This is a genomic window from Arthrobacter sp. 05T410 (assembly GCF_056396505.1).
Genome location: NZ_JBFTLP010000002.1, coordinates 1 through 12,034, shown reverse-complemented (window position 1 = coordinate 12,034; position 12,034 = coordinate 1). Strand labels below are relative to the sequence as shown.

Annotated in this window: 8 protein-coding genes and 1 rRNA gene; 5 read left to right on the top strand and 4 right to left on the bottom strand. The window is 66.9% G+C overall.

The window, feature by feature from the left end:
- Positions 1-50: 50 nt before the first annotated feature.
- The 5 genes from AC1DFR_RS02560 to AC1DFR_RS02540 all read left to right on the top strand — a co-directional run bounded on the left by AC1DFR_RS02560 (position 51) and on the right by AC1DFR_RS02540 (position 8,457).
- Positions 51-290 carry a hypothetical protein gene (locus tag AC1DFR_RS02560; protein ID WP_143264731.1) on the top strand — a complete coding sequence of 80 codons (240 nt, stop codon included), beginning with the start codon at positions 51-53 and terminating at the stop codon, positions 288-290.
- Positions 291-675: 385 nt separating this feature from the next.
- Positions 676-1,848: a glycosyltransferase family 4 protein gene (locus AC1DFR_RS02555; RefSeq protein ID WP_476872657.1), complete on the top strand. Its 1,173-nt coding sequence runs from the start codon at positions 676-678 to the stop codon at positions 1,846-1,848.
- A 178-nt stretch (positions 1,849-2,026) separates the two neighbouring features.
- On the top strand, positions 2,027-4,270 hold the full coding sequence (locus tag AC1DFR_RS02550; protein ID WP_476872656.1) for a putative bifunctional diguanylate cyclase/phosphodiesterase: 2,244 nt from the start codon (positions 2,027-2,029) through the stop codon (positions 4,268-4,270).
- Between the two features lie 103 nt (positions 4,271-4,373).
- Positions 4,374-6,509: a putative bifunctional diguanylate cyclase/phosphodiesterase gene (locus AC1DFR_RS02545; RefSeq protein WP_476872655.1), complete on the top strand. Its 2,136-nt coding sequence runs from the start codon at positions 4,374-4,376 to the stop codon at positions 6,507-6,509.
- Positions 6,510-6,654: 145 nt separating this feature from the next.
- Positions 6,655-8,457 (top strand): putative bifunctional diguanylate cyclase/phosphodiesterase, encoded by a 1,803-nt coding sequence (locus AC1DFR_RS02540; protein WP_476872654.1) that lies wholly within the window; start codon positions 6,655-6,657, stop codon positions 8,455-8,457.
- Between the two features lie 219 nt (positions 8,458-8,676).
- Here AC1DFR_RS02540 and AC1DFR_RS02535 read toward each other — a convergent pair whose 3' ends face one another.
- The 4 genes from AC1DFR_RS02535 to rrf form a co-directional block, all read right to left on the bottom strand.
- The gene (locus AC1DFR_RS02535) at positions 8,677-8,967 is read right to left on the bottom strand and encodes an excalibur calcium-binding domain-containing protein (RefSeq protein ID WP_256860197.1); all 291 of its coding nucleotides are present in this window, start codon (positions 8,965-8,967) and stop codon (positions 8,677-8,679) included.
- Positions 8,968-9,061: 94 nt separating this feature from the next.
- Positions 9,062-9,922, bottom strand: coding sequence for an SDR family NAD(P)-dependent oxidoreductase (locus AC1DFR_RS02530; protein ID WP_476859204.1), 861 nt, complete (start codon positions 9,920-9,922; stop codon positions 9,062-9,064).
- A 135-nt stretch (positions 9,923-10,057) separates the two neighbouring features.
- A complete protein-coding gene (locus AC1DFR_RS02525) occupies positions 10,058-11,536 on the bottom strand; it encodes a CBM96 family carbohydrate-binding protein (protein WP_476872653.1) in 1,479 nt (492 codons plus the stop codon).
- 379 nt (positions 11,537-11,915) lie between these two features.
- A 5S ribosomal RNA gene (rrf, locus tag AC1DFR_RS02520) occupies positions 11,916-12,032 on the bottom strand.
- Positions 12,033-12,034 lie beyond the last annotated feature (2 nt).

Below are 12,034 nucleotides of genomic sequence, written 5' to 3'. Positions count from 1 at the left end.
GGAGAGCCGGAGGACCTGATGTACTGGGATTCTGATGTACTGGGGTTCTGATGCATAAGGATGTTGACCGGAGCCTGACCGGAAAGATCGGCCGCGTCACCGGACGGATCGGCCCGGGCACCATCGGCGAGGTCATGCTGCCGGTCCGCGGCGGAACCAGTGCCTTCCACGCGCACCCCTTCGATAAGACCAGCGTTTTCGCCGTGGGCGAGCAGGTCCTGGTCATCTATTTTGAACCGCCGCAGACGGTGTTTGTGGACGAACTTCCGGATGTCCTCAAGGCCGATTGACCCTCTGGACGGTAGGAGGCGACGGGCGTATTCTGAAGTTCCGTAGCCTCTGGAGGTATTTCTGATGGAAGGCAACAAGCGTGCGCGTTGCGGTCCGGTTTCCGGCATCCGTGCCCGCTTCCCGGTCGGCAACTGGCCCGACCCGCTGTAGCTCGACTTTCGTCATGCCATCCGGCACCGCTGCTTCGTAGGGTTTGCGCCGTGGACGCATGGCCGCGATGAACTGCGCCGACGAGAGGGTGCCCGACTAGTTCCCGGCAACCGTCCGCCTATCCGCGCGCCCTGTGGCGTTCCCTCCTGAGTTCGCCCGCCTGTTAACCCACTCTTCCCCTCCCGGCCACGCCTGCTCCCCCGCGCCGCAAACCGCCGCCCGCACCGTGGAGGGGTGAGGATCGCAATCGTCGCCGAATCATTCCTGCCGCTCATGAACGGGGTCACCCACTCCATCCTGCGCGTGCTGGAGCATCTGCAGAAGCGCGGGGACGAGGTGCTGGTGATCGCGCCGTCCACGCAGGACACGGATGTACCGGACGAGGTCTATGGCGCCCACGTCCTCCGGCTCCCCTCGGTCCCGCTGGCCGGCTACGCGAATCTGCGGGTGGCGATGGGCGGTGTGTATCGGGTCAAGCGAATCCTTGCCGACTACGCGCCCGACGTCGTGCACCTCGCGTCCCCGTTCGTGCTCGGCTGGCGGGCAGCGCAGGCCGCCCACCAGCTCGGCATCCCCACGGTCGCCATCTACCAGACCGAGGTCCCCGGCTATGCGGGCCGCTACGGCGTCCCCTTTCTGGAGAACTGGGCCTGGAACCGGGTGGACCAGATCCACCTGCTGGCCTCGCGCACCCTGGTCCCTTCCACGTTCGCGCTCAACCAGCTCCGCGGCCGCGGCATTCCGCGCGTGGACATGTGGCGGCGCGGCGTGGACACGCAGCGGTTCAACCCCGCGAAGCGCGACGCCGGCTGGCGGGCTGCCGTGGCGCCCGGCGGCGAGCGCCTCATCGGCTACGCGGGCCGGCTGGCGGCCGAGAAGCAGGTGGAGGATCTGGCGGTGCTGGCGGATGTTCCCGGGACCCGGCTGGTGATCATCGGCGACGGGCCCCAGCGGGCCGCCCTGGAAGCTGCCCTGCCGCGGGCGGTCTTCACCGGTTTCCTCGGCGGCGACCACCTCGCCCGGGCCGTGGCCTCCTTCGATCTCTTCGTCCATCCCGGCGAGTTCGAGACCTTTTGCCAGACCATCCAGGAGGCCATGGCGTCCGGGGTGCCCGTGGTGGCCACGGGCCGCGGCGGCCCGCTGGACCTCGTGGAGAACTCGCGGACCGGCTGGCTGTACGAGCCCGGCGACCTCGCCGGGTTCCGTGCCCGGGTGATGGACCTGATGGGCGACGACGCCAAGCGCCGAGCGTTCGCCGCGGCCGCGCACGCCTCGGTCCAGGGCCGGACGTGGTCCGTGCTCGGCGCCGAACTCGTTGGCCACTACAGGGCCGTGATCGGCGAGTCCCAGGTGGGCCGCTCCCCCCGCGTTGCCCTGTCACTTAGGGCTGCCAAACCAGAGTTTTAAGCACCCTAGGTGATAGCGCAACTGGGCGGTAAGTCCTCCGCCACGGGCACGGATTCGGCCCCGCCCACGTGTTGACACCCTCTTGACACCCAAGGGAGGCTTCCGGCGCCTATGATTTCCCGATGGGAGGGTTCTAAATGTCTCGTTGGTGGTCTCAGGTTCGCACGGCGGTAGCCGGGTGACGGCGTCGTTGTACCCGGAGGAAGCCCCCGGCACAGTCCCAACGACAGTCCCCCAGGAAGTATCCGCCGCGGTCCCGGGCTACGGGGACCTGGTGGAATCCAGCCCCGACGCCCTGCTGGTGGTGGCCGAGGACGGGACCATCAGGATGGTCAACACCGCCGCGGAGCGCATGTTCGGGTACGCCCGCGAGGAACTCGTGGGCTCGGACCACCGCATGCTCCTGGCCGAGGGGTTCCGGAACGGCCTCGAGCGGCTGTTTTTCAACCTCCGCCGCGGCGCCCACCCCGACGGCGACGCCGCTGCCGCCGAAACTGACACTGACACTGCTCCCGTGGAGGCTTACGGGGTGAGGCGGGACGGTACGGAGTTCCAGGCCGAGGTGGCCGGATCTATTTTCTTCACCGGTACAGGCGCCCGGGACGGGATTGGTAAAGGGACCGCGAGCATGATCGCCGCGGTCCGGGACACCTCGCACCGGCCGGAGAACGATGACAGCCTCCGCGAGGCCATGTCGCTGCTGAGCGCGACGCTCGAATCCACCGCGGACGGCATCCTGGTGGTCAGCAGCGACGGCGAGATCGCCGGCGTCAACAATCAGTTCGTCACCATGTGGGGCATCCCTCGGGAGATGTTGGCCACCGGGGAGGACGAGGCGGTCATGGCCTTCGTCCTGGACCAGTTGCAGGAGCCGGCCCAGTTCGTCGAGAAGGTCGAGGCCCTCTACGCCGAACCCGCGGCGGAAAGCCACGACATCCTGGAATTCCGCGACGGCCGGACTTTTGAACGCTATTCCCGCCCGCAGAAAGTCGCGGACCAGGTGGTCGGACGCGTGTGGAGCTTCCGGGATGTGACCGCGGCCAAGGTGGCCCAGGACCGGATCACCCGGGCCATGGCCGACCTCGCCGCACAGTCCGCGCAGCTGACGGCGCTGGCGTTCCGGGACGGATTGACCGGACTGTCCAACCGCCAACTGTTCAACGACCGCCTCGCAAGCGCGCTGGCGGACCAGCACGGCGGCGCCGTCGACGTCCTGCTCCTGGACCTGGACGACTTCAAGGAAGTCAACGACATCCTGGGCCACCACGCCGGGGACCAGATGCTCATTGAGGTCGGCCGGCGCCTGCGCGCGTGCGTGCGCCCGAGCGACATCGTGGCCCGGCTGGGCGGCGACGAGTTCGTGGTGCTCCTGCTCGACTCGCTGGAGCCCGAGGCGGTCGCCGCCCGGATCGTCGACTCGCTGCGCGTCCCGGTGTGGATCGACGGCACCATGCTGCGGCCCAGCCTCAGCCTGGGGCTCGCCTCGATCGGCGAGGCCGCCGTGGACGCCTCCGAGCTCCTGCGCCGTGCCGACGTCGCGATGTACGCGGCGAAGACTGCCGGGAAGAACCGGTACATGCGCTTCAAGCCGGAGATGATGAAGGCCCTCGTGGACCGCAACGACCTCGAGGCCGGCCTGCGGCGCGCCGTGGACAGCGGACAGATCGCCGTCCACTACCAGCCGATCGTCTCCGCCGGCAGCGGGACCGTGACTAAGGTCGAGGCCCTGGCCCGCTGGGTGCGCGATGGCGCGCTCGTCCCGCCCAAGCATTTCATTCCGGCGGCGGAACGCAGTGGCCTCATTGTCGAGATCGGCACCGAGGTGCTGCTTCGCAGCTGCACGGAGCTCAAGCCCTGGCTGGACGAGGACTCCACCCGGTCCCTGGCCGTGAACGTCTCCGGTGTCCAGCTGCAGCACGGGGACTTCGCCGAGCTGGTCATGGCCGTGACGGAATCCTGTGGCGTGGACCCGCGCCAGCTGATTCTGGAGGTCACGGAGAGCGTCTTCTTCGAAGACGACTGCCACGTCATCCAGCAGCTCATGACCCTGCGTGCGGCCGGCGCCCAAGTGGCGCTGGACGACTTCGGCACCGGCTTCTCCTCCCTGGGACGCCTGCAGGGCCTGCCCGTGGACACGCTGAAGATTGACCAGTCGTTTGTGTCCATGATCAACACCGGCACCGAGCAGTTGCCCATCCTGAACGCCATGATCGGGATGGCCCACGGACTGGGGCTGACCGTCACCGCGGAGGGCGTGGAAACGGCCGCCCAGGCCCGCTACCTGATGAGCCTGCACTGCGATTCCCTGCAGGGTTTCCTGTTTTCAGGCCCCCAGCCGGAGGCCACGCTCCAGCCCGCGCTGGACCGGGCGGCCCTGGCCATCGCCGCGCTGCGGGGCGATCGGGTGCCCGGCAACCGGTGACCCGCAAAGTTCCATGGCCGAGGTGCTGGACACGGGGCCGAAGGACCCTATGATTCAGTGAAACGCATTGCTCCGGGCCCTCGGCCGGGAACATCATCGCTCTATGAACTTCCGTCGCTTGGGGGCCGGTATCGTCGTGGGAACTGGATTTGGTGAAGACCTGCTGGAGCAGGGTCCTGATGCGTTTCTGCTGCTGACCGCGGACGGGACCATCGCCTTCGTGAATTCGGCCGCGGAACGGCTGTTCGGCTACCCCCGCGAGGAACTCCTCGGCGTTCAGCACACCATCCTGCTCTCGGAGGAAGCCCACAGCGGCTTCCTCCGGGTCTTCGGCCGGCTGGGACGCAAAAGCCCGGCCGGAAGCCGCCCGTTCGCGGCCGCCGGACTGCACCGCGACGGTTCGGACCTCGCCCTGGAGATCACGTGCTCGCTGGTGAGCGTCGACGGCGGCACGGCCATGGCGGTAGCCGTCCGCGACGCCGAGCACCGCAACGACCCCGATTCCGGCCGCCGGCTGGCCCTCTCCCTCGTGGACGCCACGCTGGAATCGACGTCGGACGGTATCGTCGTGCTCTCCAGCGAAGGCCAAATCACCGGGATCAACGACCAGTTTCTGTTGCTGTGGGGCATGCCGCCGGAACTGATCGCGGCCGAGGACCCCGATGCGCTGGTGCGGTTCATCGCGGACCAGCTGGTGGATTCCGACTCCTTCCTGCAAAAGGTTGCAGCGCTCTACGCGGACAACCTGATGCAGAGCCATGACATCCTCGAGTTCGCCGACGGCCGCACCGTGGAGCTGTACTCGCGCCCGCAGAAGGTGGCGGACGCGATCGTGGGACGGATCTGGAACTTCCGGGACATCACCTCACGCCGGCGCGCCCAGGACCAGGCCCGCCGCGCCATGGACGAACTGGCCGAGCAGGCGGGCAAGCTCAAGGAACTCGCGTTTCAGGACCCGCTTACCGGGCTGGCCAACCGGATGCTCTTCAACGAACGGGCCGCCGCGGCACTGCTGACCCCGGAACCGGTGCACGTGTTGCTCCTGGACCTGGACGACTTCAAGGAAGTCAACGACGTCCTGGGCCATCATGCCGGCGACGAGATGCTGGTCGAGATTTCCCGCCGGCTCCAGAACTGTGTGGGTCCGCACGGCACCGTCGCCCGGCTGGGCGGGGACGAGTTCGTGGTCCTGCTGGTCGGCTGCCGGGACGCCGACACCGTGGCCCAGCGCGTGGTCAGCACCCTGAACGCCCCGGTCTCCATCGAGGGAACCCTCATGCGGCCCGGCCTGAGCCTCGGCGTGGCATCGCGCGACGCCAGCACCGAGACGTCGTCGGAGCTGCTCCGGCAGGCGGACCTGGCCATGTACGCGGCCAAGGAGGCCGGGAAGAACTGCTATGTGCACTTCCGGCCCGAGATGCTGGCCGCGCTGCTGGAGCGCACCCAGCTCACGGCCGGGCTGCGGCGGGCGGTGGAACTGGGGCAGATCACCGTCCACTACCAGCCCGTCATCTCCAGTGACCGGCTCGAGGTGGTGCAGTTCGAGGCCCTGGCCCGCTGGGAGTGGGACGGCGAGCTGATTCCGCCGGACGAGTTCATCGAGACCGCCGAACGCAGCGGCCTGATCCGGGAAATCGGCGCCGAGGTGCTCAGGCGCAGCTGCACCGAGCTCGCCCCGTGGCTCGGGGAGGACCCGTTCCGGAGCGTGGCCGTCAACGTCTCCGGCGTGCAGCTGCAGCACCGGGACTTCGCCGAGCGCGTCCTGGACATTGCGGCGTGGAGCGGCGTGGACCCGCGCCAGCTGGTCCTGGAGGTGACCGAGAGCGTGTTCTTCGACGCCCATTCCCACGTGATCGGCCAGCTCGAGACCCTTCGCGAGGCCGGCATCCGGGTGGCCCTGGACGACTTCGGGACCGGCTATTCCTCGCTGGGCCGCCTGCAGGACCTGCCGGTGGATGTGGTGAAGATCGACAAGTCCTTCGTGTCGATGCTGCAGACCGGCGTCGAAAAGCTGCCCATCCTCACCTCCATGATCCACATGGCCCGGAGCCTGGGGCTGAAGGTCACGGCCGAGGGCATCGAGACACCGGCCCAGGCACGCTATCTCATGGACCACGGCTGCGATGCCCTGCAGGGCTTCCTCTTCTCCCGCCCGGAACCCGGGGCGGCCAGGCACCGCGCGGTCCGGAACTCCGCGGCGGCCATCGCCGAGCTCGAGGGCGTGCCGCTGCCCGGGTAGCCGGGGCGTTCGACACATTTGGTTGCGGCATGATGGCCATCCCGTCCGGGGAGCCCGCACCGCATATGATTCAGTCAGCGCAGTGCGCCTGCTCTCCGCAAGGTGCCCGCTATCCGTATTCATCGCCGGGGGGCTGTTAGACATCGTGGAAGCTGGTTTCGCACAACAACTGCTGGAGTACAGCCCGGACGCACTTTTGCTGGTCGCCCAGGACGGAGCCATTTCCTTCCTCAATGCGGCCGCGGAACGGCTCTTCGGCTACCCGCGGGCGCAACTGCTCGGCGCGGACCACAGCATGCTCCTGGCCGAGGCCTCGCGGGAGGAATTCCACGGCGTCCTGGCCGGGCTGGCCAAGGCCGCACGCCCCGGCTCCCCGTTCGCCGGCTCGGGCCGCCGCGCCGACGGCACGGAACTCCCCGTTGAAATCACCTGCTCGCTGGTCCCCGCCGCGGCCGGAGCAGCCGACGCCGGAACGTCCGTTGCCCTCTCCATCCGCGGCGCCGCAGGCCGGAACCCGGGCGCCGGCAGCGCCGGGCGCACGCTCAGCGGCGACTTTGCCCGCCGTCGTACTTCTGGTGCAGCGGGAGCTTCTCTTTCCGGAGGTCCAGCGGCTGCCGCTCCTGCGGCGTTTGCCGAGCACGACGACGAACTCAAGGCGGGCTCGCTCCGCGACCCCTTGACGGCGCTGCCCAACGGCCCCCTCTTCAACGAACGGCTCGCCGCGGCCCTCCGCCGTCCCGATCCGGTGGACATCCTGCTGCTGAACCTCGATGACTTCAAGCACCTCAATGACGTGCTGGGTCGCTCCGCGGCCGATGAACTGCTGGTGGAGGTGGCGAGCAGGCTGCGAAACTGCGTCCGCCCGCATGACACCGTGGCCCGGCTCGGCGGCGACGAGTTCGCGGTGCTGCTCACCGAATGCCTCAACGCGGACGCGGTGGCCAAGCGGATCGCCGAGTCCCTCTACGCCCCCCTGCGCGTGGGCAACTCCATGGTCCGGCCCGGCGTGAGCATGGGCCTGGCGTCGAAGTCGGGGCAGACGCTGGACGGGGCGGAACTGCTGCGGGAGGCCGACGCCGCCATGACCGCGGCGAAGGCTGCCGGGAAGAACACCTGGCTGCGGTTCCGGCCGGAGATGCTGAGCACCCCGGCGCACAAGGCCGACGGCGATTCCGGGCTGCGGCGCGCCGTCGAACTGGGCCAGATCTCGGTGCACTACCAGCCCGTGGTCTCTCCCGGCATCGGTTCGGTGGTGCAGTTCGAGGCGTTCGCGCGGTGGGAACGGCACGGGCGGCTGGTGCCGCCGAACCAGTTCCTGCCCGTCGCGGAGCAGAGCGGCCTGATCCGCGAGATCGGCGACGAGGTCCTGCGCCGTGCCTGCGCCGAGATCCGGCCCTGGCTGGCCGGCGATCCTGCCTACAGCGTCGCCGTGAACGTCTCGGGCCTGCAGTTCCAGCACCGGGACTTCGCCGCGGACGTGCTGGCGATTGCGGCGTCCACGGGCGTTGACCCGCGACAGCTCACGCTTGAGCTGACGGAGAGCGTGTTCTTCGACGCCTCCTCGGACGTGCTGGGCCAGCTGCGGCAGCTGCGCGGCGCCGGTGTCCGGATTGCCATGGACGACTTCGGCACCGGGTATTCCACGCTCGGCCGGCTTCAGGAACTGCCCCTGGACAAGGTCAAGATCGACCGCTCCTTCGTGGCCATGATCAAGACCGGCCAGGAACAGCTCCCGTTCTTCGCCACCATGATCAGCGCAGCGCATGCCCTCGGCCTGAAAGTCACGGCTGAAGGCATCGAGACGCCCGCGCAGGCCAAGTACCTGATGGACCGCGGCTGCGACTCCCTGCAGGGCTACCTGTTCGCCAAGCCAGCCCCCGCCAGCCACCTGGCCGGGACCATGGAGAGTGCCCTGAACGCCCTGGACAAGGTCGACGCCGCGCGGTAGGCGGGCGGGCTGGCTGACGTTAGGCCGGCCGGGCGGGTCGCGTTGACGCCGCCACACTCTGCCATTGGACGCAAACGGCCGCCAAGCATCATGGCTTAGTGGCCGTTCTTGGCAATTCGTTGGATGGTCCGGGCTGGCCCCAGAAGTTAGAGTCCCGGGGCCGTAGCCGCTTAAAGCAGTCGGGATCCCCGCCGTTGGCGAGGATCCCGACTGGTCATATCAGCGCTTTTCGCAGGCGATGCCGTCGTTGTCACGGTCGAGGTCGTACTGGCGGAAACCGCCGTCGTTGAGGTTGTACAGGGTGTTGTCGACGCGGAACGTGGTGACCGGCTTTCCGCTGGTCTTGTCGCGGGCGCCCTTCTTGCCGACGCCGTGCGGATAGACCTTGTTCAGCTCCGTGCAGTTCTTGTACGACTTCGGCGCGGGCGCGGCGGATGCCGGCACGGCCGTAGCGCTCAGGACGACGGCGGATGCCGCCAGGGACGCGATAAGCAATTTCTTCAGGCGCACGTTTAAGAGCACTCCCCCAGGTAGAAGCCCTCGGCCGCGGATCGGCGAGGGGCAGGAAAATGCTAACCCACGAATTCGGCGTTTCCGGTGAGGCTCAGGCGCCGTGATCCGAGCCCTGGTCCAGCTTGTCGAGGTCCTGGGCCACCATCGCCTCGCTGCGCTGCCAAAGGGCCTTGGCCAGGCCCGCGTCGTAGGCCTGCCTGTTGGCCTTGGAGAGCGTCCGCTTGGCGTAGTAAGCGCCGGAGATCCAGTCGTGGCCCGGGGTGGCGTTGGCGAGCCACACAAGGGTGTCCGCGCCCTGGTCAGGGGTCAGCATGAAGCGCTTGAGGAAGGACTTGTAGGCCAGGCGCATGGGGCTCGTGGAGTCGGCAGCGAAGTTGGTGGCCACGCCGCCGGGGTGGAACGCCGCCGTCGAGATCCCCTCGGTGTTGTAGCGGTTGTGGAGTTCGGCGGTGAAGAGGATGTTGGCGAGTTTGGCGTTGCCGTAGGCGCGGTTGGTGGAGTAGCTCTTGGCCGCGTCGAGGTCGTCGATGTCGAACTTGGCGAAGAGCGAATTCGCGACGCTTGAGGTGTTGATGACGGTGGCCTGACTGGCGGTCAGCACCTCGATCAGCTCGGTGGTGAGCAGGAACGGGGCCAGGTGGTTGACCTGGAAGGTTTTCTCGTGGCCGTCCACGGTGAGCTCACGGGGACCCATGATGCCGCCGGCGTTGTTGGCCAGGACGTCGATCCGCGGGTACTTTTCCTTCAGCTGCGTGGCCAGGGTCCGCACCTGGGCAAGGTCGGCGAAGTCGCTGACAAAGAATTCCGCGCCGATTTCGTTCGCGATCGCCTCGGTCTTTTGCGCAGAACGCCCGACGACGACCACACGTTCCCCCTGCCGGGCGAAGGTCCGCGCGGCGGACGCGCCGATGCCGTCGCTGGCTCCGGTGATGACGATAGTGCGCTCGGGCATTGAGGTGTCCTTAGAACGATGCGATGAACTGGTCTTTTGGAATCCAGCCCCGTCGAATTCTAACGAGTGCAACTGAGAGTTCGTTCCGCCGGAGCCGGGAGCTTTCCGAGACTTTGCTGGGATTCCCCGCAGTGCCTAGATGCGCAGCGGCGACCGGAAACTCAGGGCCGTGCCGGCGTTCTGCAACTTCAGGCTGATGGCCAGCATTTCTTCGGTGGTCCGGAGCAGCGAGTAGTGGCTGTAGTTGCCCTGGATAACGGTACCCGGGACCACGGATGGTGCCACCACGAAATTGGGTACCGGAGTATCTTCGTCAAAAAGCACGAATATCGCCGTGCGTCCCGCCCGGTAGCTTTGGCTGTTTAGGATGACCGGCAGCCATTGCGAGAGCCAGGTGTCGCCCGTCGCGACGCTGCAGTCATGCATGTCATTGCAAACATTCGGCACCACCACGGAGAAATTCGGCAATGTGTTGTTGGCGAGGTCGCCCGCCAGCTGCCCGGCGCTCACGGTGCCCAGGGGCACATTGTTGACCGCGCATGCCGCCCTGTCCCCCGTCCCTTGGTAGTAGATTTCGGGGTTGTGCCGCTCGGCATACAGGCCGGACGCGCTCAGCCGGCAATTCGACGGCATGTCCTCCATATAGCTCTTATAGGACTGGCCGGACGTACGCACCTGCCGAAAGATATTGTCGGCCGTAATGGGCGGCAGGCCGCTCGGGCTCGAATCGGACGTGACGCCCTGCGTGCTGCCGGAGGTCATGGCCAGATAGCTCGGCAACGAGGGCAGTCCCAGGCCGGCGTCAGCCCAGGTGGAAACCGAGGCGCACTGGTTCGCCTTTGTACTCATGTACGGCGCGCTGGCGTTCCCGATGACCTGTGAATAGGTCTTGTTCTCAAAGAGCACCCACATGACGTGGTCGTACTTTGCCGGAGGGGCGGTCGCCGTGCCACACGGGTTGTCGCCGGGGGGCGGAGGCGGCGGCGGTGGCGGCGGAGGAGGTGGCGGCGGCGTCGCGTTCGTGGTGACGGTCAATCGAGGCCGTTGCGTGGTGACGGAAGTTTCCTTGGAACTGTAAATGACGCCGTCAGAGGATGTGTTGCTGATGCGAAACGAATAGGTCCCGTCACCCTTAATCGCGCCGAAGAGATCGAACTCGACATAGGTGTTATCGGCAACAGCGCCGCGCGAAGCCACAATCGGCGTTTCCGCAACGGGCGCGTTGTTGAACGTGATCGTGTTCTCACTCCAGGAGTTGTTGAGGACCCGTCGGACTTGGCCGCCCGAGTTGGATGGATCCGTAGCGAACAGCCGGAGCTTGGCGCCAGTCACGGTACTGCCGGCGGTGCCGGTTACCGTGAGCTTGAGGAAGATCATTTCGACCGGCGAATTATCAGCCTTGAGGCCCGTCGCCGTGCGGAAATTGATAGTGGGACTGTCACGCTTCACGACGGCATCGGCCGTGGTAGAAAAGGTCAAAGTGGCGGCTTCTGCGGGGCCGGCAATAAGGGAAATTGTGGCAGCCACCAGGAAGACAACTGACGCCAGGGAAATCCCTCGGCGCCCCACAAAGGACCGGGCAAACCGATGCCCCTTAGTTGCCTTCTTGCCCAAGGCGAATCCAGGATCTACGCGCATCGCGGGACTCCTATAAGGTCCGGTCGACGCACCCTGCGCCTTAGTGGTCCGTAGGAATCCAAACCCTAGCCGGTCAAATCCGGCCTCTCAATGCGCATGACCAAAATAGCCGGCGGTTTAAAGGTATTCCCAAGGTCTCCATCGATTAAGGACATGCCCAAGGTTTTTCCATGGTTCTTAGGCATATGCCAGAACTGCCCGCCTGTTTCATCAGGGGCCTCTTCCCAACTGACTCGCAGCAGGGGCCGTTCTGAGCCGCCAAAACGGCCCCTGCTGCCAGTCAGTTGGGTGTTTTGGGCGGTTAAATGCGGGAGGACCCCCACCTTGTGGTGGGGGTCCTCGACCGTTAATGGTGTTCCGGCGGTGACCTACTCTCCCACACCCTCCCGGGTGCAGTACCATCGGCGCTGTGGGTCTTAGCTTCCGGGTTCGGGATGGGACCGGGCGTTTCCCCCACGCTATGACCGCCGTAAC